The organism is Ruminococcus sp. RTP21204st1_B2_RTP21204_210225, assembly GCF_040914135.1.
Taxonomy (GTDB): Bacteria; Bacillota; Clostridia; order Oscillospirales; family Ruminococcaceae; genus Hominimerdicola; species Hominimerdicola aceti.
On the sequence record NZ_JBCPGA010000004.1, the window covers coordinates 122,327 to 142,306 of the forward strand.

Here is a 19,980-nt window from a genome sequence, read left to right on the forward strand (position 1 = left end):
CCGAGAGTGTTTAAAAACATCAGGTGCCTCTGCGGGATAGTACGAGAAATTTTTTTTGTTTGCAACTTTTTTTGTTATTGCACGTCTTTATAGATGAGGGAAATTCTTATGAGCTTCTTAAAACAACGTCTTTTTTTATTGACTTGTATTCTTTTTATGGTATAATGTATACATAAAAACAGATAAGAACAAAAGACAACAGGACAGCAAGATAACAAAGAATAATACGCTCATGCTATACCCTTATGGGAAAGGTGGGGCTGTATTATCCGTCTGGCTGCTGTCAGGCGGATTTTTTATGCTATTTTGGGAAAAAATCACAAACGGAGGTATTGCAATGACCACGAAAAAAAGGATATGCACTGTTATAATAGTGCTTGTTATCGTCTGCACAGTGTGTGTGGGAGGCTTTTTCGTATGGAAAAAGACCGGCAAGGGAGGCTCAAAAAGCTCACAGAAGGTATATGTGCAGAAGGTATCGTCACTTAACACTGCGTCGGACTTCAAGCTTTCTAATCGCTCGTTCTTGGGCGTTGTTGAGGCACAGGAGTCTGTGGACGTAAAGTATGACAGCTCAAAGACGGTGGCCGAGATACTTGTTAAGAACGGTGACTCTGTTAAAAAGGGTGACAAGCTTCTTACATATGACGTTGAGGCTATAAATCTTCAGCTTGAGCAGGCTAAGCTCGAGGTGGAGAGGCTCCAGAACGAGATAGCTTCAAATAAGAGCCAGATAGCTGAGCTTGAAAAGGAAAAGAAAAACGCCGATCAGGACGCTGCTGTGTCATACACGACCCAGATCCTTTCTTTGCAGAGCGACAATGCTAAGAACGAATATGATATAAAGGCTAAAAACGTTGAGATCAAAAAGCTGGAGGCTTCCACAAAGAACGCATACGTCACCGCTTCTATCGACGGAACTGTAAAGAACGTCAAGACGGTGGACAAGCTTCAGCAGGACGGCGGCGACGTTATAATGCAGATAACAGAAGAGGGCGACTACAGAATAAAGGGCAGATTCAACGAGCAGAACAGCAAAGATATCATGCAGGGAGCTTCTGTTATCGTAAAGTCAAGGCTTGATGATTCCACTTGGAAGGGCGAGATAACTTCTGTTGACACAAGTCCGCAGAAAAATTCTGGTGATGATATATACAGCTTCGGTTCAAGCGATGAGATGAGCCAGTCTTCAAACTACGCTTTCTATGTTAAGCCTGAGAGCTTTGACGGACTTATGCTCGGTCAGCACGTTCTTATCGAGATTGATAACGGTCAGGACACTTCTATAAACAAGACGGGCATATGGCTCTATTCCGACTTTATCTGCAAGGACGGCAAGAAGAACTACGTCTGGGCTAAGAACGAGGACGGAAAGATAGAAAAGAGATATGTTGAGATAGGTCAGAAGGACGAGGATAACGGTGACTGCGAGATAAAGTCAGGTCTTGAAAAGGGCGATTATATTGCATACCCTGACAAGTCTATCGAGGAGGGTATGACGGCTACCACCAATGAGGCTGATGTGTCTGTTCCACCTAATGACCTTGGCACGAACGACAACAGTGACGCTGATACCGAGGGCGGTGACGAGGACATCGCTTTTGACGGAAGTGGTGAGGACGGCATGGCTATAGACGAGGATATGCTCGCAAGCATGACGGACGAGGAGATAGAAGAATACTTCAACAAGCTTTACGGTGAAGAGGAAAATGCAGGAAATGCAGACGGTGAGAATGCCGACGCTGCTGATGCTGACGCAGCTTTCGCTGAATAAGGAGGGCTTGCAATGGTATTTGAACTGAAAAATATCTACAAGGATTATTTGCAGGGCAAGGAAGCTGTGCCTGTGCTTAAGGATATTTCCCTTGAGGTCTCAGAGGGGGAATATGTGGCGATAATGGGTCCGTCAGGCTCGGGAAAGTCTACGCTCATGAACATTATAGGCTGTCTTGACAAGCAGACAAAGGGAAGCTTTGTTTTTGACGGCTGTGACATTATGCAGGCAAAGGATAGGAAGCTTTCGGAGATAAGAAACAAGAAGATAGGTTTTGTATTTCAGAACTTTAATCTGCTCCCTAGACAATCAGCACTTGAAAATGTGGAGCTTCCGCTGCTCTATGCAGGGGTAGGCAAAAGAGAAAGACGTCAGAGAGCAAAGGCGGCTCTTGAAAAGGTGGGGCTTGCACAGAGAATGATGTTCAAGCCTACTCAGCTTTCAGGCGGTCAGAAGCAGAGGGTGGCTATTGCAAGGGCGATAGTCAACAATCCAAAGCTTCTTCTTGCAGACGAACCCACAGGCGCTCTTGACACAAAGTCGGGCGATCAGGTAATGGAGCTTTTCAAGGAACTTAATGACGACGGTGTTACTATCGTTATGATAACACACGAGCCTGACATTGCAAGATGTGCAAAGAGGATAATGTATATCCGTGACGGCGAGCTTCATGGAGAAAAGGCAGGTGAGCAGGAATGAAAAAGGTAATAATAACACTCCTGTGCATAGCTATCCTCGGCGGAGGCGGATATGCGGGAGCAATGAAATATAAGAAAAATCAGGACAAGAAAACTGTTGTGGCGGTAGTTCCTGTTGACCTTATGGCGGAAACTGCGGATAGTTACGAGTGGGACAGCTCAACGAACATGGACGGGCAGATAGTTTCTGCCAACGCTCAGAGAATTACTCTTGACAACGAGAAGCTTGTTAAAAAGGTGTTTGTGAAAAAGGGCGACACTGTGAAAAAGGGCGACACTATACTTGAATATGACATGACGGTGGTGGAGCTGGAGCTTTCACAGAAAGAAAATCAGGTAAAGGTCTGCGAACAGAACATCAAAATGGCTGAAAAGGAGCTTGCTAAATACAAGCTTTTAAAGCCTTCTGAGGACGCACCGCAAGAGCCTGACGATCCAGAGCCTGAGCCGGAACCAGAGCCGGAACCAGACCCGGAGCCAACTCCAGATCCAGAGCCAACTCCTGAGCCTGTGGAAACTGTGGATGTTGTAAAGGCTGTTTTCCAGACGAAAAATGCAGGCACAAAGGACGATCCTTACATTATAAACTGCAACAGGAACACAAAGGTATCCAGAGCGTTTCTTGATAGGATAAAGACAACGGGGGCTTATGCGGAGCTTTGCGTTTATGATGATAACTCAAACTTTATATACAAGTGGATAGTCAACCGTGAAACAATTGGCAAAAAGGCTCTTGCAGACTGGACAGTTTCGCAGGGGATAACTGAGGACAAGGAAAGCGGTACGCTTTCTCTTGACACTTCTGTGGAGCAGTTCGGCAAGTTCTCTATCGTTGTGCCTGCAGGCTCAGACCGCAGTGATGACAGTGCTGACGATAGCGATGATACTGATGATATCGACAATGGCGGTGATGCGGATATGCCTGATAACGGTGATTATGATGATAATGACGCCGGCATAGATGTCACTCCTGCTGACCCGTCACAGACGGACGGTGCAAATTCAGGCTCTGAGGATTATATGCACAGCCGTGCAGAGATAAAGAAAATGATATCAGAAAAAGAGGACGAGATAAAGAGCTTAAAGCTTAACCTTAAGTCTGCAAAGCTTGACTACAATGATGCTTTGAAGAAAAAGACAGACGGCAAGGTAGTGGCTAATATCGACGGAGTCGTTAAAAAGATAGGCACTGTAGGCGACGCTGCCGCAGAGGGTGATAATTCGGACGATGGTGACGACAAAGACGATATGGACATTACAGACAGCAGCATGGACTACAGTGGTGACAGCTCTGATGATGACGTTTTCGCAATAATCGAGGGCGAGGGCGGAGTTTCCGTTACTTTTAGTGTGGGCGAGCTTAATCTTGACAGAGCGGCTGTGGGAAACACTGTCATGGTGAACTCATACAACACGGGAATGAGCATTGACGCTGAGATAACAAAGATAAGCAGCGAGCCTACGTCATACTCGTCAAACAACTGGGGTGACAATCCTAACAGCTCCACCTACACTATAGAAGCTAGGCTCAGCGACAGCACGGATTTCAACGTGGGCGACTGGGTAGGCGTTTCATTTGTGAATGACACCACGACCAGTGACAGCGTTTATCTGCCTATACATTATGTAAGGCAGGAAAACGGAAACTACTATATAATGAAAGCCGACAAGGACGGCAGACTTGTGAAAAGCTACATAAAAACAGGCAAGATAATGTATGGCACTAATATCGAGGTCAAGGGCGGACTTTCTATGAAAGATAAGATATGCTTCCCATACGGCAAGGACGTCAAAGAGGGCGTAAGGACAAAGGAGACCGACAAAGTCCTTTATCCTGAGTATTAAAAGGGGGCGGATAATATGATAGAAAATATCAGACTTTCATTTAAGGGAATACTTTCACATAAGATACGCTCGTTTCTTACTATGCTTGGTATCATTATCGGTATTGCGGCTATCATTGCTATAGTTTCCACTATCAAGGGTACAAATGAGCAGATAAAGAACAATCTTATCGGCGCAGGAAACAACACTGTGAAGATCCAGCTTTCAAATGGCGACACTGTTTGCGACTTTTCTTATGAAGCGCCACCGTCTAATGTGGCAATGTTCACATCGGACACTAAAAAACGTATCAACGAGCTTAAAGAGGTGGAGTCAAGCACTTTTTACCGCACAAGAAACAATCCTGACAATCTGTTTTATCTTAACAACAAAATGGATTCGTCAACTATATACGGAGTAGACAAGGATTATTTTGACACTGTTGGATACGAGATAGTTGAGGGAAAGGGCTTTGCGGAGAGAAACTTTACCAAATTTGACAAAGTGGCAGTGGTAGACAAGACGCTTGCAGAGGGTCTTTTTCAGGGTGAAAGCCCTGTGGGAAAGGTAATAGATATAAGTGGCGAGCCGTTCACTGTAATAGGCGTGGCTGTGAAAAATTCAAACTTTGAGCCTGTTATAAGCTCAGTGGAAGACTACTACACATACAATCAGACATCAAGCGGACTTGTCTTTATCCCCACAAACGATTGGGGGATAGTTTTCCGCTATGACGAACCAGAAAACTGTATCGTAAAGGCTGTGGACACGGACTCGATGACGAATGCGGGCAAAAAGTCGGCGGATATTCTTAACGAGAACGTTTCGGCTGTAAAGGGCGGAGGCAAGGAAACCAGCGCTTCTGTGGAATACAAGAGCGATAGCCTGCTGGAGCAGGCAAAGTCATTGCAGGATCTGAGTTCATCGACTAATAAGATGCTTATATGGATAGCTAGCATCTCACTGCTGGTAGGCGGTATAGGCGTAATGAACATTATGCTTGTGTCGGTAACAGAGAGAACGAGAGAGATAGGACTGAAAAAAGCACTGGGAGCAAGGAAAAAGAGAATTCTTGCACAGTTTTTGACAGAAGCGGCAGTGCTTACGAGCATAGGCGGAATAATCGGTGTGCTGACGGGCATAGGGCTTTCGCAGGTAATAGCGAAGGTAGCGGAAGTGCCTGTGGCGATATCCTCGGCATCAATAGTAGTGTCGGTGGTATTTTCAATGGTAGTTGGAATAGTATTTGGACTTATTCCGTCCATAAAGGCGGCGAAGCTCAATCCTATCGACGCTTTGAGATATGAATAATAAGCTATAATAAAGCGGTGTCGGAGTGTAAAGCTCTGACCCGCTTTTGTTTGCCTACACAGCTTTATGATAAATCAAACCTTAACGCTTCGATGTGGGGACGTCGGGGGCGCCGTCCCCTACATTTGGGTGCAGTGTTTATACAATGTAATAATCAGTAGGATCGTGAAAAAATGAAACGGGCGAACACTGTTCGACCCTACAGTTGGTCTGTGCGGAAAACAAAAAAGCAGGCGGAGATCAATTCTCCACCTGCTTGCGTTTGTGTAAATCAGAAAAGCGACTTCACCGCTTCACATATTTTCTCTGCTATATATGGATTGTTCATGGTGTAAAGGTGTATGCCGTCTACATCATTGGCGATGAGATCTACTATTTGCGATACCGCATAGGCTATGCCCGCATCTCTCATTGCTATTGGGTCGTTCTCGTATTTGTCCATTATCTTTAGAAACTTCTTCGGCAGGGTCGCATGACAAAGAGTTGTCATTCTAAGTATCTGCTTTTTGTTGGTCACAGGCATTATTCCTGCTTCGATAGGCACGTTTATCCCTGCTATGGCTGTTTTTTCTCTGAAATCGTAAAATGTGCTGTTGTCAAAGAAAAGCTGGGTGATAAGCTGTGAACAGCCTGCGTCTACTTTATCCTTCAGGTGCTTTATATCATCTACTATGCTGTCGCACTCCGGGTGACATTCAGGATAGCATGCGCCTATCACGTTCATGTCGCTGTGTTCTTTTATGAAAGATACAAGGTCGGAAGCGTAGTGAAAATCACCTGCCGGCTCAAAATCAGGGTTTCTGTCACCTCTCAAAGCAAGTATGTTCTCGATATTCGCAGACTTCATCTCTTCAAGCTGCTCTAATACTCGTTCCTTTGTCTGATAAAGGCATGGAAGATGTGCCACTGACTCTATCTTGTGGTGATTTTTTATAGCCGAGCATATGTCGATAGTTGCATTGTTCGTGCTTCCGCCTGCTCCGTATGTTACGCTGATAAAATCAGGATTAAGTGGCTGGAGCTGTGATATGGTGCTGTATATGCTCTCAACAGGCGTTGAACTCTTTGGTGGGAACACCTCAAAGGATAATGTTGTCTTTTTCTTGAAAAGCTCGCAGGTCTTCATTTATTTTCCTCTTTCCTGTTATCTATATAAAAATATATTTTTTATTTTTCTGCAAAGTATATTATAACACAAAATTCCTAGTAAATCAATAATTTTTATTTTATGGTCTGCCATAGTTTAAAACTATATCTAACGGAGATGCAGGTATTATCTTGAAAAATCAGGCTAAAAAAGGTGGCAATCGGTGAAAATTGTGTGTAATGCTTGATTATTGGCGAAAAGTATGCTATACTTTACTCATTGAGCAGATAACAAAAACAGCAGAGAAAGGCGGTTTTTTGTTGAATAACAGAGATCAGTTCAAAAGGATACTTAACTATCTCAGCGCACTTGTTATAATCTGTGCCTTTATGAAGTGCTTCGACACGGTTTGGAACAACTATTACAACAAGGCGATGCGTGACCCGTTCTGGCATAATGGTAACATTCTTATGGTGGCTATCTATGCGGTGCTCTATATATCCATGGCAAAGACCTTTAACGGCTTCCGTCTTGGATATGATAAATTCACGGGGCTTTTTGGCTCGCAGGTGCTGGGTGTGCTGGGTGCGAATTTTATAGAATTTATACTCGTTTCTCTTATCGGACGAGGCAGGCTCAACATAGCGCCCATACTTGTTATGACGGTAATTCAGGTGGCCATAGCCTTTGCGTGGAGCTATGTTTTCACTTGGATATATCAGGCGGTATACCCTCCACGGCGAATGATAATCGTTTATGGAAACAAGAACGCTAAGTACCTTGTTTCAAAAATGAGCGTGAGAAATGACAAATACAGGATATGCGCTTCTATAAGCTGTGAGGAGAGTCTTGAGGATATCGAGCGTGAGATATTAAAACACGAGGCTGTTATAATATCGGATATCCCAAATGACCTGAGAAACAAGCTTTTGAAATTTACTTTTGAAAATTCTATCAGGACTTATATAAACCCTAAGCTGTCAGATATTATCGTAAGGGGTGCGGAGGATTTCCACCTTTTCGATACGCCCCTTTTGCTGGCGAGAAATGACGGCTTGCGCTGGGAACAGCGTGCGATAAAAAGAACGCTCGATATTTTGTTGTCAGCAGCAGCACTTGTTATCGCTTCGCCGTTCATGCTAGTGACGGCTATTGCAATAAAGGCTTATGATGGCGGTCCTGTGCTTTATTCTCAGAAAAGGCTCACAACAGGGGGCAGGGTGTTCAAGGTATACAAGTTCAGAAGCATGATAGTTGACGCTGAAAAGAAAAGCGGTGCGACCCTTGCAAAGAAAAATGACAGCCGTATCACTCCTATAGGAAAGTTTATAAGAAAAGTAAGGATAGACGAGCTTCCGCAGCTTATAAACATACTAAAGGGCGATATGTCGTTTGTAGGACCTAGACCTGAGCGGCCTGAGATCGCGCAGAAGTATGAAAAAACAATGCCTGAGTTCAAATACAGGCTGAAAGTCAAGGCTGGACTTACGGGCTATGCGCAGGTAATGGGAAAGTATAACACTACGCCTTATGACAAGCTGAAGCTTGACCTTATGTACATAGAGCATCAGTCGCTTATGCTTGATCTTAGAATATTCTTTATGACGGTAAAGACCTGCTTTATACCAGAAGCCACTGAGGGCGTAAAGGATTCAGCTCCTCTTGAAACTCACCGTGACAGGATAGAGCATGACAACAGCAAGGACGAAAAGAACAGCGAAGAGATAAAGCTGTGATAATATGAAAATGCAGAGGGCGGATCATTTTCGCCCTCTTTTTTGTATTTTGTGTGTAGGGGCGACCTGAGGTCGCCTGTGTTCAGAAATGCAACGTCACACCCAAAGCGAAAAAGTTTGTCTTATTGCAAATTTAGCAGGCGAACAAAGACGGACGAACACTGTTCGCCCCTACATTTATCAACAAGTAACAAAAGAGCAGAACGTGAAAATGCGTTCTGCTCTTTTTGCATATATGACTTATGACCCCTAGACCGCCATGGTGGTCTTGAATTTAAGGCTTATTTTGTCTGCGATAAGTGCGATAAATTCGCTGTTTGTGGGCTTGCCCTTGCCTGTGTTTATTGTGTAGCCGAAGAAGCTGTTGAGGGTGTCGATATCTCCTCTGTCCCATGCTATCTCAATGGCATGGCGTATGGCTCTTTCCACTCTGGAGGGCGTAGTTGCGAATTTTTTTGCCACTGCAGGATATAATAGCTTTGTAACGCTTTCAAGCATTTCCTTATCGTTCACGGACTGTATGATAGCTTCCCTGAGATAGTGATAGCCCTTGATGTGGGCAGGGACGCCTATCTGATGGATTATGTCTGTGACAATTATCTCAAGGTTTATGCTCTGCTTGTTTTTCGTATAGCTTGAGTCGGAGGATATATCGGTGTCGATATCAAGCATGGACTTTATCCTCTCGCCAAGTATCTTTATGTCGAATGGTTTGAGCATGAAATATGATGCTCCTGCGTTCATGACCTGTGTTTCTATAAATGAGTTCTCATAGGCGCTTGTGATTATAAAAAGCGGTTTCTGATAGGACGAGTTCTGTATCTTTCTGATAAGTTCGATTGCGTCAAGGCTCGGCATCACTGCGTCTGCGATAACAACGTCCGGCTGTTCATTTTTGATAGCGTCATAGATAGTAAGTCCGTCCTTGGGACGTGTTATCACGAAAAAGCCCATTGCTCTCAGTGAGGAAGCACATGCTACCCCGTACTGTGCCGAATCGTCGCCAATAAGAATTTTGATCTTGTTTGTCATTGTCATTTCCTCCGTCGTATAATCTGTCATTTTTGTTTGAGAGCGTTTGTTTTAACTCCCTTTCACAAGATAAATGATAACACATTTATTTGTTAAATGCAATAGTTTTTTAGAAAAATCGTCAACAAATTATCGACTTATTAATGCAAAGTGTACAAATATCAGTGCATGAATATGCTAAAACAAGATAATTAAGCATTGTTCGACTACAGATGATATTTTTCTCTATGCAAAACCTTTTCATAAATCGACAGCGGTCGGCAAAGGTCGCTAACCTGCGTTTTCTATGGTGCTTTCGGCAAACTCTGAGGTCTTTGAATACATTTCGTCAGCGAAGATACCGTAGCCTTTGGCGGTGTCCTCGATAAAAACATGGGTCACTGCGCCCACGAGTCTTCCGTCCTGAATGATAGGCGAGCCACTCATGCCCTGCAAAATGCCCCCGGTTTTTTCAAGAAGCGTCTTGTCAGTTATTTTGATAACAAGGTCATGCTCGGCAGAATCTGAGAGATTTATCTGCTCGATAGATATCTCATATTCTTTTGGCCCGTCATTGTCAATAGAGGAGAGTATTTTGGCTTTGCCGGGGTGTATCTCCTGACGGAAGCCGAGAGGAAACTCTTTTGCATTTGGGCAAGGATTTGCATTCAGTGTGCCGAACACGCCGCTTTCGCAGTTTTTCAGGATATCACCTGTGGAGGCGGAGTTTGCAAACTCGCCTAAAAGCTGTCCCGGACAGCCTGAGCGTGACTTGTTGAAGCCTGTGAGGTTTATTTCACCAACTGTGCCTGCGGAGAGGGGGAGGGGTTCTTTTGTGTCTGCGTCGCATACGGGGTGACCAAGACCTCCGAAAGTTCCGTTTTCAGGGTCATAGAATGTGAGCGTGCCTATGCCTGCGGAGGAGTCACGCACCCACATTCCCGCTTTATAGCTTCCGCTCTCAAGGCGTGGGCATAGCTTGAAGGTCAGGTCATTGCTTCCACGCTTTATGCGCACTGAGCAGGCTTCACCGTTTGAGCTTCTTATTATCTTTGCAACGTCTGCGTTGCTTTTGACTTTTTCTCCGTCGATAGATACTATAACATCGCCCTCTCTTATACCGCAATCTTTGGCAGGGCTTGAAGAATCCACCTTTTGCAGATCGACTACCATTACGCCCTCTGTGAGAAGCTTTATGCCGAATGGCTGTCCACAGGGATAAAGCATTGGTCTTTCCATTGTCTTTGATTCAACCTCCTTGACCGGCACTGCCCCAAAAAGCATGAGCATATTTTTTGTGTATCGTGATGCTCCTGACGAACCGTCTGACACCGCCACTGTCACCTTGCTTTCGCAGGGCTTTGAGGATATGGTGAAAAAGGAGTTCACGCTAAGCTCGCTGCCCTTTGAAACAAGGTAGAAATCGGGGAGCGTTGTGGAATAAAATCCTATAAGACCAAACAGCCCCAGCAGTATTATCCCTGTGACGCAGGCTGTTTTTTTGAAAAATGACGACATTTTTTCACGTTCCTTTCTGTTTTTCTTTTCGCTTTTATTGTTGACCTGCTGAGAAATTTAATTCAGCCGTCGGCATAAGTATTATTTGTCTTGGAAAGCCTTTTTCAATTTTATTCTGCCTTCTTAACAGTGCAAAGGAAGAAAATTTCATTTGTATGTGTTGAATTTCGTGGCATACTATGATATAATAAAATATCTGATGAGAAAACTATGATACGATAATATTTTAATACATAAAAGAGGTACATTATGTCAAAAAAAGACAGACTTAAAGCACAGAAAGAAAAGCAGGACAGGCTCAGAAAAGAAGAGGAGCTTGAAGAACAGAGAGAGCGTGAGGAAGCCAGAGAAAGGCAGAGCCGTTCGGCGAAAAAGATGATGAAAAAGGCGAAACGCACAAAACCAAACGGTGAGCCTGTTTATTATCTTATTTTGAAGCTTCTTATGATAGTGCCGTTTGCGTATTCGGGATTTTTCTACGGCGGTGTAACTATCGTGGGCATCATGGGCAAGTATATAGAGCCCGTTCCGCCAAAGTGGGTGCTGTGGGCAATGGCGGCAGGCGTTGTTGTCATGTTTGCAGGAATATTGTTTGCGTTTTTCAAAAAATATATCGTTTCCTTTATACTTAGCCTTGGGGGCATGATATCGTTTCTTAAAGCGGGCGGATATCTTATAAAAAGGATACAGGACAAGCTGAGCAATTCGGCTGTAGATCAGTCTTTGCAGAATATGGATAAGGAATATATGTGGAGATTTTATCCTATAATAGGCGTTGCTGTTATATCAGCGACTCTGCTCATCTGCACTATAATAAGAAAACTCATTGAGCGAAAAAGACTGCAAAGAGAGAGGGATAACGCTCCTGTTGAGAGCATTATCAACTGATTTTGGTCTGCGTTTTTGTGTAAATGTGAGATTTTGCAATATTCTATTGACTTTATGTCATAAAATGATATAATTGAATGAGAATGTTATCAGAGTTTATTTTAAGGAGTTCATTAAGAAGAAAAAGCGGTGAGAATTTTGAAGAAAGCAGTTACACTTATAGATATAGCCAAAGCCTGTGACACAAGTAATGTCACTGTGTCAAAAGCCCTTGCAGGAAAAAGCGGAGTTAGCGATGCTCTCAGAGAGAAGATAAAGCAGGTCGCTGACGAAATGGGTTATGTGGGCGTTAAAAGCACTCAGAACAGGGGAGGAAATACTATCGGTGTGCTTATCCCATCAAAATTCATCAATCCTAACGGTTCATTTTATTGGGCATTGTATAACGCTCTTGTAACAAGGCTCAAAAAAGAGAATATGTTCTGCATAATGGAAAATTTAGATCAGGAGGACGAGGACAGGCTCATGCTCCCGCATTGTATCGAGGACAAGCAGGTTTCAGCACTTATTTCACTGGGACAGCTTTCAAAGAATTATGCAAAGCTTCTTAATGACAATGTGAAAGATCTTGTACTGCTTGATTATTATGTGCCGTCCTTAGACTTGGACGCTGTTGTGACAAATGGCTACAGCGGAGGCTACAAGCTTACTTCATATCTTATAAAAATGGGTCACAAGAAGATAGGATACATAGGAAGTAAATTTGCCACAACGAGTATTTTTGACAGATATATGGGCTATGTAAAGGCTATGATAGAGCATGGCTATGAGGTCAACGAAAAGTGGCGTATCGACGATCGTTACAAGCGTGATTTTATCACTATGACTTTCCCTGAGGACGATATGCCAACGGCTTTCGTATGCAACTGCGACGAGGTGGCTTACCGTGCAATAAGACAGCTCCGTGGCATGGGATATAACGTGCCTGAGGATATTTCCATTGTGGGATATGATAACTATTTGATCTCCGAAGTTTCAGACCCGACTATCACGACTATAAACGTTGACGCAGATTATATGGCAGACCTTGCGGTAATGACACTTATGGATAGAAGGGAAGAACCTGACGGCAAGCCGAGGATAAGAACTATCGAGGGCGACCTCGTTATAAAGGACTCTGTAAAGAGAATATAGGTGTTTATTAGCGAATATAACAAAAGGATCAGCATGGCGGTTGCTGATTTTTTTTTATTTTGCTATTGACAAATAGGTAATTTTAAGTTATAATATACCTGTACTTATTAAGTGCACCTTTCTAATCTATGATTTTCTATTGTTTGCGACATGACCCCGTTGGTTGTGTCGGTTGTCTGATCTTGGCGACAGTCTTTGTTAAGACTGTCGCCACTTTTTTGTGCATATTGCTAAAATTCAGGCCTTTAAGTTTATGTTTGTTTACAAAATTGAGATTAAAAAGATATTAATTTCTGAAAAGATATTGACTTAATTTTATTTAGGCTGTATACTTAATATTGTCGTCAAAGACAAATTAATTTACTTAATAAAATTAAGCTAATTCGGAGGTTATCAAGTATGAAAGCAAAGAAGATATGTGCCGGTGCAATGGCACTGGTTTTGTCAATGGGAACAATGAGTGCGTTCACAGGCTGCGGAAGCTCTGCAGATTCAAGTAGCAAGGCTGTTACACCTGAAGTATCACAGGCTGATATCAAAGACTCATTCGACGCAAAGGGTGCAAAACTGGAAGTTCTTACAAACAGAACTGACAGAAAAGAGGACGGCAAGCTCGACGCTCTCACAGACAAGTTTGAGGAAGCTTACAACTGCACAGTTGAATACACTGCATACAAGGACTACGATACAGATGTAGCAACAAGAATGGGTACAGATGATTACGGCGATGTTCTTTGTATCCCTTCAAGCCTTAAGCTTGAGGAACTTCCTACATATTTCGTATCTCTCGGAACTTATGACGAGTTCAAGGACACATATCGCTGGTCAGACAAGAAGATGACGGCTGACGGCAATGTTTACGGACTTGCAGTAGGCGGAACAGCTACAGGTGTTCTTTACAACAAGAAGATATGGGAGCAGGCTGGTATAACAGAAACTCCTAAGACTCCTGACGAGTTCCTTGCAGATCTTCAGCTCATCAAGGATAACACAGACGCTATCCCTTACTACACAAACTTCAAGGACGCAAGCTGGACTATTACTCAGTGGCAGAACCTTGTTCTTTCAGCAGCAGGCGGTGCTGAAGCTGAAAACAAGCTTCTTCAGGATAAGAGCGACCTCTTTGTAGAGGGCAACGGCTATTATGAAGTATACAAGCTGATGTATGATCTGTTCTCAAAGCCTGACCTTCTTGAAGAAGACCACGCTAACACAGAGTGGGAATCATCAAAGGTATGGTTCGGTGAGGGCAAGATCGCTACAATGGTAATGGGTTCATGGGCAGTTTCACAGTTCATGGAACAGGCTGAGAACCCTGACGATATCGGTTATATGCCTGTTCCTGTCACAGCGGCTGACGGAAAGGTATACGCAGAGGAAGGTCCTGACTATACTCTCGGCGTAAGTGCAAACTCCAAGAATCAGGATCTTGCAAAGGCATATGTTGAGTGGTTCATCTCTGATTCAGGTTTCTCTGAGCAGGAGGGTATGATCTCAACAGTTCAGAACAAGGAGCTTCCAAGCATGCTGTCTGGCTTCAAGGACGCTGTATTCTTTGAAAAGGCTGTTGCTCCGGATGACCTCGTTGGTAAGTTCGACGAGATCGACAAGGAGTCAGGCGTTGGCGTATGGCAGGGCGACGAGGACAACTTCAAGATCAAGCTTGCTGAGGCAGCATTCGCAGGCAAGGGCGACGACGGTTTCAACGAGATCATCGCTGATGTAAACAAGAAGTGGGCTGCTGCAAGAGATAAAGTTCTCGGCTAAGACTTAAGATAAATCCCTTATCAGGTACAGGCATTGTTCCTGTGCCTGATAATTGTGTTCAGGAGGACCTCAAATGCAAAACGGCAATAGAAAAGGCATTGCACAGTGGTCAAAGACTTATGCGGGTAAAAAGTTCTATACTTCTATACTGTTTCTTGCACTGCCGATAATCCTGCTTGTAACGTTTACCTTTATCCCTGCTCTGGATATGGTCATATTCAGTTTTCAGAACAGAGATCCATACGGCACTAACCCTACATATGCAGGCTTTTCAAATTATGTAACGATATTCACCGACAAGGACTATCTTGAAACTTTCAAGAACAGCCTTTATTATCTTGTTGGTTCATTCATTCAGCAGGCACTGGCTTTGCTGCTGGCGTCTATCCTCTGCTCAAAGATAAGAGCAAAGGGACTTTTCAAGGGAATACTTTTCTTCCCTTATCTTATGAACGGCGTTGCGGTATCTATCATATTCCAAAGATTTTTCCTCAAAGGTCAAAAGGGTCTTACCCCTGACGGAACGCTCAACACTATCCTTACCACACTGGGCCTTGACCCGATACTGTGGTTCGATGTTGACAGGCCGTTTCTTGCAAACTGCTGCTTGGTGTTCATTTCCATATGGAAATACATAGGCTTTGATATCATCATGTATATCGGTGCTATCCAGTCTATCAGCCCTGACCTTTACGAGGCTGCTGACCTTGACGGTGCTAACCCATGGCAGAATTTCAGATATATCGTATTCCCGAGCATAAAGCCTATCATCTCATTGCAGCTTATCCTTGCTGTAAAGGGTGCTATCTCAGTATTCGAGATACCATATATCACAACAAAGGGCATGATGGGCACTACCACATTCGTTATCAAGACTATCAACACAGCGTTCTCGCTGAAAAAGGTGGGTCTTGCTTCGGCAATGGGTATCGTGCTGCTTATCATAACGATAATCGTAACGTTTATACAAAAATACTTCTTCCGTGAGGACGACAAGACCCCTAAGGAGAACAAAAGGAGCAGAAAGGGGGCTGTGAAATAATGGCACAGAATGAAAACAAAGATTCAAAGCCGCTTTATATTGGCTCAAGGGTACTGAACATTTTCAAGTATGCTTTTCTTATACTCTGCTGTCTTATAGTAATAGTACCGATACTTGTTGTGCTCATAGGCTCGCTGAAAACCTACAAAGAGCTTTCAAACACCACGGTGTTCACTCTTCCGGAAGTGCCTCAGTGGGAGAACTTCAAGACAGCGTTTTTTACGCAGAACATTCTTCTTGCATTCAAAAACACGGCTATAATCATTGTTGTATCCTGCGTTGGTTCGATAATAACAGGTACGATGACGGCTTATGTCGTTCAGCGTTTCAACACCTATTTTTCAAGAGTAGTAAAGACAGCGTTCCTTATTGCAACGCTTCTGCCTAATATCACAATGCAGGTAACGGTATTCCAGATAGTTTACAAGCTTGGTCTTTACAGATCTATGCTTGCACCTATCATTTTGAATATCGGTACTGATATTATTTCTATCTATATTTTCATTCAGTTTTTGGGGCAGATATCATATTCCCTGGACGAAAGTGCTATTATGGACGGCGCTTCTTATCCAAGGGTTTATTTCAGCATAATTCTCCCTAACCTTAAGCCTGCAATAGCAACAGTGCTTATCATCAAGTTCGTTGGTATCTACAACGATTTCTACACTCCAAAGCTTTATATGCCTGATGATGACCACGTTGTTATCTCAACTGTGCTTTACAATCTTATGAACGCCACTTCTGTACAGTGGGAGGTAGTTTTTGCGGGAATCGTAATTTGTATCATTCCGACTCTTATTATATTCCTCTTACTGCAAAAGTACATCTACAGCGGACTTGTTTCGGGAGCTGTAAAAGAATAAGCTTTATTTCTATTTTAAGGCAGCACCGCACAAGGATTGTGCGTAAGATGCGCAGTCAGATTTTTTGTCAGATAGTGCAGAAATTTTGCAGGCATACTGACGTATGTCAAGAAATTTCTGTGCTATATGACGGAAAATCTGCAAGCAGATTGCGTGCAAAGCCGACAGGCGTGCCTTGTGCGGTGTTGCCTTTAATTTCCTTACCATAGCAGGCGGTATGACCTTTTAGGAGGTCGATACCGCTTTTGCTTTATAGGCAAACAAAAAAGCGATGAGCCTTTTGCAAGGTCATCGCTTTTTTTATATAGAGAGTATTGTTATCTTGACTTTGTTGAATTATTCTGCAAGAAGCTTTTCTGCACTTGCAAGCTTAACTGCTGTAGCGAACACGTCGGCTGCAATTTTAAGCTCGTTCTCAGGCGGGAATGTAGGAGCAATTCTGATGTTTGAATCATCAGGGTCCTTTCCGTAAGGGTATGTCGCACCTGCACCTGTGAGGACTACGCCTGCCTCTTTGCAAAGCTGACAAATTCTCTTTGCACAGCCGTTAAGAGCGTTGAAGCTTATAAAGTAACCGCCGTTTGGCTTCTCCCAGCTTCCGATTCCCAGAGGTGCTATCTCCTTTTCGAGAGTGTCAAGAACTATCTTGAACTTAGGCTCGATTATAGCTCTGTGCTTCTTCATATGCTCCATAAGATTCTCGTATGTGCCGAAGAACTTAACGTGGCGGAGCTGATTTATCTTGTCATAGCCGATAGTCTGAACTGTCATCATAGATTTGAGGTACTTGATGTTCTTTTCAGATGAAGCTATCATTGCAACGCCTGCACCAGGGAATGTTACCTTTGATGTTGATGCGAGCATATAAACTCTGTCAGGGTTGCCTGCCTTTTCGCACTCGTCAAGAATGTTGAGCAGTGTGTCAGGTGTATCAGAAAGGTGGTGGATACAATATGCGTTATCCCAGAATATCTTGAAATCCTTAGCCTTTGTCTTCATGGCTGCAAGACGCTTTACTACCTCGTCAGAGTATGTTGTGCCTGTAGGGTTAGCATACATTGGAACACACCATATACCCTTTATAGTATCGTCCTCAGCAACGAGCTTTTCTACCATATCCATGTCAGGACCGTTTTTGTCCATTGGAATGTTTACAAGCTCAAAGCCCATTTTTTCTGTTATAAGAAAATGTCTGTCATATCCCGGAACAGGGCAGAGCCACTTTACTTTTGTGTCCTTCCAAGGCTTTTCACCGTCGCCTGTGCCGAAAAGCATGAACTTTGCGATAGTGTCATACATGATGTTAAGGCTTGAGTTTCCGCAAATGATAAGTTCATCAGGTGTTACGCCAAGCATAGGAGCAAAAAGTGCCTTTGCCTCAGGCAGACCGTCAAGACCGCCGTAGTTTCTGCAATCTGTGCCGTCCTCAGCGAAACAATCCTCGCTGCTCTTTACTGCTGTGAGCAGACCCTCTGTCAGGTCTAGCTGCTCAGCAGACGGCTTTCCTCTTGCCATGTTCAGCGAAAGTCCCTGAGCCTTGAAATCGTCATATTTTTTCTGGACTTCTGCTTTGAATGATGCCAGTTCCTCTGCAGACATTTCTGTTAGTTTCATATCAATGTCCTCCACTTGTAAATTATAAATTATAGTACACTATTATACAGAACAATTCGGCAAATCCCGACTTGCGCCGCACTCTGCCGAACGTATCCGATATCCTTACTTATATTGTATACCCTTTTCACTGTTTTTGCAAGTGCTTTTTTCTATTCTTGCAAAAAATCAGAAACTTGCACGAATATGCTTATGCTAATATGACCATTATGGGCAACTTTTATAATTTACATTCAAAACGCTTGCTGATGATCCGTTTTTTTGTTTTGTTAGAACTAACTGAGCCTGCAGATACAGAAAACCGCAGTTTTTTATTGCGATGCAAAAATATGAAACCAAGCAAACTGTTAATAAAATGTTAAATTTAAGAAGAATACGTTTACATATAAATTTTAAACGTTTTCAGCAAAAATAGGGGCTTGAAATTTTTCTGAAAGTGTGTTTTAATAATAACAGCGGCATTTTACCGATAAGGTAAGCCGAATGATATCGCCTTGAATAAGCGGGAAAAGTTTCGCATTTCTATTCGGGGGAAGAATAAAAACAAGGGCATGACCTGACGGTCAGCCTCAGTATTTTTTATATTATGAAAGGTGGATTTTAACATGAGCGTTAAAGTAATCAACGGACAGGCTATCCCAAATATGCCTTGGCAGGATAAGCCGGCTGACTGCAATGAAGTGATCTGGAGAGATAACAGAAACCCTATCATTCCTAGAAATCTTCTTCCTACATCAAACTCTATCTTCAACAGTGCGGTAGTTCCTTTTGAGGGCAAGTTCGCAGGCGTATTCCGTGTTGACGATAAGGAAAGAAACATGGCTCTCCATGCTGGTTTCTCTGAGGACGGTATTCACTGGAACATCAACCCAACAAGAATTATGTTCGAGCAGGCTGAAAAGTCTACAGAAGAAGTAAATCAGTGGGGCTACGGCTATGACCCAAGAGTATGCTTCATCGAGGACAGATATTGGGTAACATGGTGTAACGCATACGGCTGGAAGCCAACTATCGGCGTAGGCTATACATATGATTTCAAGACATTCTATCAGTGCGAGAACGCATTCCTCCCATTCAACAGAAACGGCGTACTCTTCCCAAGAAAGATCGACGGCAAGTATGTAATGTTCTCAAGACCTTCTGACTCAGGTCACACACCATTCGGTGATATGTACATTTCACAGTCACCTGACATGAAGTACTGGGGCGAGCACAGACACGTTATGGGACCTCTCAAGGGCTGGGAGTCCAAGAAGATCGGTGCAGGTCCTATTCCAATAGAGACAGACGAGGGCTGGCTCTGCTTCTATCACGGTGTTCTTGAGTCTTGCAACGGCTTTGTATACAGCTTCTCAGCTTGCATCCTTGACAAGGATCAGCCATGGAAAGTTAAGTACAGATGCGGCGAGTATCTCATCAACCCAAGAGAGATCTATGAGTGCGTAGGCGACGTTCAGAACGTAACATTCCCATGCGCAACACTTTGCGACGCTGACACAGGCAGAATTGCTATTTACTACGGCTGTGCTGACACTTGCGTAGGTCTTGCTTACACAACTGTTGACGCTGTTGTTGACTATGTAAAGAGCCATTCTTCTATCTAATTTCGATCTGATAGACTAACAGAATAGTTTACAAAAGGCGCTGTAAAAAAAGCGCAACAAAGCCCGTGGATTCCCTCGATATGGAAGCCCACGGGCTTTAATATATCAC

The 19,980-nt window shown here is 43.5% G+C and carries 15 protein-coding genes; 11 read left to right on the plus strand and 4 right to left on the minus strand.

What is annotated here, in order from left to right; genetic code table 11:
* Positions 1-337: 337 nt before the first annotated feature.
* From AB5123_RS02940 to AB5123_RS02955, 4 genes are read left to right on the plus strand one after another with little or no spacing between them, the layout of a single operon-like run.
* Positions 338-1,774, plus strand: a complete 1,437-nt coding sequence (locus AB5123_RS02940) for an efflux RND transporter periplasmic adaptor subunit (protein ID WP_337812313.1) — start codon at positions 338-340, stop codon at positions 1,772-1,774.
* A 12-nt stretch (positions 1,775-1,786) separates the two neighbouring features.
* Positions 1,787-2,473, plus strand: a complete 687-nt coding sequence (locus AB5123_RS02945) for an ABC transporter ATP-binding protein (RefSeq protein WP_022288690.1) — start codon at positions 1,787-1,789, stop codon at positions 2,471-2,473.
* A complete protein-coding gene (locus AB5123_RS02950; RefSeq protein WP_337812314.1) occupies positions 2,470-4,317 on the plus strand; it encodes a biotin/lipoyl-binding protein in 1,848 nt (615 codons plus the stop codon). The genes AB5123_RS02945 and AB5123_RS02950 overlap by 4 nt, the downstream gene beginning before the upstream one ends.
* Positions 4,318-4,332: 15 nt before the next feature.
* The gene (locus tag AB5123_RS02955; RefSeq protein ID WP_286961193.1) at positions 4,333-5,607 is read left to right on the plus strand and encodes an ABC transporter permease; all 1,275 of its coding nucleotides are present in this window, start codon (positions 4,333-4,335) and stop codon (positions 5,605-5,607) included.
* A gap of 271 nt (positions 5,608-5,878) precedes the next feature.
* Here the strand turns inward: AB5123_RS02955 and metF are convergent, their stop codons facing one another.
* Entirely contained in the window at positions 5,879-6,733 is an 855-nt protein-coding gene (metF, locus tag AB5123_RS02960) for a methylenetetrahydrofolate reductase [NAD(P)H] (RefSeq protein ID WP_022288686.1), read from the minus strand.
* Positions 6,734-7,014: 281 nt separating this feature from the next.
* On the opposite strand from metF, the gene AB5123_RS02965 reads away from it, so the two are divergent.
* A complete protein-coding gene (locus AB5123_RS02965) occupies positions 7,015-8,430 on the plus strand; it encodes a sugar transferase (RefSeq protein WP_278339761.1) in 1,416 nt (471 codons plus the stop codon).
* Between the two features lie 249 nt (positions 8,431-8,679).
* On the opposite strand, the gene spo0A is transcribed toward AB5123_RS02965, so the two are convergent.
* Positions 8,680-9,462, minus strand: coding sequence for a sporulation transcription factor Spo0A (gene spo0A, locus AB5123_RS02970; protein ID WP_022288684.1), 783 nt, complete (start codon positions 9,460-9,462; stop codon positions 8,680-8,682).
* Positions 9,463-9,732: 270 nt separating this feature from the next.
* Positions 9,733-10,959 carry a SpoIVB peptidase gene (gene spoIVB / locus AB5123_RS02975; RefSeq protein ID WP_337812316.1) on the minus strand — a complete coding sequence of 409 codons (1,227 nt, stop codon included), beginning with the start codon at positions 10,957-10,959 and terminating at the stop codon, positions 9,733-9,735.
* Between the two features lie 249 nt (positions 10,960-11,208).
* On the opposite strand from spoIVB, the gene AB5123_RS02980 reads away from it, so the two are divergent.
* The 5 genes from AB5123_RS02980 to AB5123_RS03000 all read left to right on the plus strand — a co-directional run bounded on the left by AB5123_RS02980 (position 11,209) and on the right by AB5123_RS03000 (position 16,653).
* The gene (locus AB5123_RS02980; protein WP_038670282.1) at positions 11,209-11,847 is read left to right on the plus strand and encodes a hypothetical protein; all 639 of its coding nucleotides are present in this window, start codon (positions 11,209-11,211) and stop codon (positions 11,845-11,847) included.
* Between the two features lie 138 nt (positions 11,848-11,985).
* Positions 11,986-12,981 carry a LacI family DNA-binding transcriptional regulator gene (locus AB5123_RS02985; protein ID WP_337812317.1) on the plus strand — a complete coding sequence of 332 codons (996 nt, stop codon included), beginning with the start codon at positions 11,986-11,988 and terminating at the stop codon, positions 12,979-12,981.
* 399 nt (positions 12,982-13,380) lie between these two features.
* Positions 13,381-14,748 (plus strand): extracellular solute-binding protein, encoded by a 1,368-nt coding sequence (locus tag AB5123_RS02990; RefSeq protein ID WP_337812318.1) that lies wholly within the window; start codon positions 13,381-13,383, stop codon positions 14,746-14,748.
* 73 nt (positions 14,749-14,821) lie between these two features.
* Entirely contained in the window at positions 14,822-15,790 is a 969-nt protein-coding gene (locus tag AB5123_RS02995; protein ID WP_022288679.1) for a carbohydrate ABC transporter permease, read from the plus strand.
* A complete protein-coding gene (locus AB5123_RS03000; protein ID WP_117896558.1) occupies positions 15,790-16,653 on the plus strand; it encodes a carbohydrate ABC transporter permease in 864 nt (287 codons plus the stop codon). The genes AB5123_RS02995 and AB5123_RS03000 overlap by 1 nt, the downstream gene beginning before the upstream one ends.
* Before the next feature lie 336 nt (positions 16,654-16,989).
* On the opposite strand, the gene AB5123_RS03005 is transcribed toward AB5123_RS03000, so the two are convergent.
* Positions 16,990-18,267 carry an aminotransferase class I/II-fold pyridoxal phosphate-dependent enzyme gene (locus AB5123_RS03005; protein WP_302413849.1) on the minus strand — a complete coding sequence of 426 codons (1,278 nt, stop codon included), beginning with the start codon at positions 18,265-18,267 and terminating at the stop codon, positions 16,990-16,992.
* 605 nt (positions 18,268-18,872) lie between these two features.
* Here AB5123_RS03005 and AB5123_RS03010 point away from each other — a divergent pair.
* Complete coding sequence (locus AB5123_RS03010) at positions 18,873-19,871, plus strand: glycoside hydrolase family 130 protein (RefSeq protein ID WP_337812512.1); 999 nt, start codon at positions 18,873-18,875, stop codon at positions 19,869-19,871.
* The last annotated feature ends 109 nt before the right edge of the window (positions 19,872-19,980 follow it).

What these genes read in the sequence shown, in the direction of transcription:
- AB5123_RS02940 (WP_337812313.1), top strand. Translation starts at nt 338, where the DNA reads ATGACCACGAAAAAAAGGATATGCACTGTTATAATAGTGCTTGTTATC.
- AB5123_RS02945 (WP_022288690.1), top strand. Translation starts at nt 1,787, where the DNA reads ATGGTATTTGAACTGAAAAATATCTACAAGGATTATTTGCAGGGCAAG.
- AB5123_RS02950 (WP_337812314.1), top strand. Translation starts at nt 2,470, where the DNA reads ATGAAAAAGGTAATAATAACACTCCTGTGCATAGCTATCCTCGGCGGA.
- AB5123_RS02955 (WP_286961193.1), top strand. Translation starts at nt 4,333, where the DNA reads ATGATAGAAAATATCAGACTTTCATTTAAGGGAATACTTTCACATAAG.
- metF (WP_022288686.1), bottom strand. Translation starts at nt 6,733, where the DNA reads ATGAAGACCTGCGAGCTTTTCAAGAAAAAGACAACATTATCCTTTGAG.
- spo0A (WP_022288684.1), bottom strand. Translation starts at nt 9,462, where the DNA reads ATGACAAACAAGATCAAAATTCTTATTGGCGACGATTCGGCACAGTAC.
- spoIVB (WP_337812316.1), bottom strand. Translation starts at nt 10,959, where the DNA reads ATGTCGTCATTTTTCAAAAAAACAGCCTGCGTCACAGGGATAATACTG.
- AB5123_RS02980 (WP_038670282.1), top strand. Translation starts at nt 11,209, where the DNA reads ATGTCAAAAAAAGACAGACTTAAAGCACAGAAAGAAAAGCAGGACAGG.
- AB5123_RS02990 (WP_337812318.1), top strand. Translation starts at nt 13,381, where the DNA reads ATGAAAGCAAAGAAGATATGTGCCGGTGCAATGGCACTGGTTTTGTCA.
- AB5123_RS02995 (WP_022288679.1), top strand. Translation starts at nt 14,822, where the DNA reads ATGCAAAACGGCAATAGAAAAGGCATTGCACAGTGGTCAAAGACTTAT.
- AB5123_RS03000 (WP_117896558.1), top strand. Translation starts at nt 15,790, where the DNA reads ATGGCACAGAATGAAAACAAAGATTCAAAGCCGCTTTATATTGGCTCA.
- AB5123_RS03005 (WP_302413849.1), bottom strand. Translation starts at nt 18,267, where the DNA reads ATGAAACTAACAGAAATGTCTGCAGAGGAACTGGCATCATTCAAAGCA.
- AB5123_RS03010 (WP_337812512.1), top strand. Translation starts at nt 18,873, where the DNA reads ATGAGCGTTAAAGTAATCAACGGACAGGCTATCCCAAATATGCCTTGG.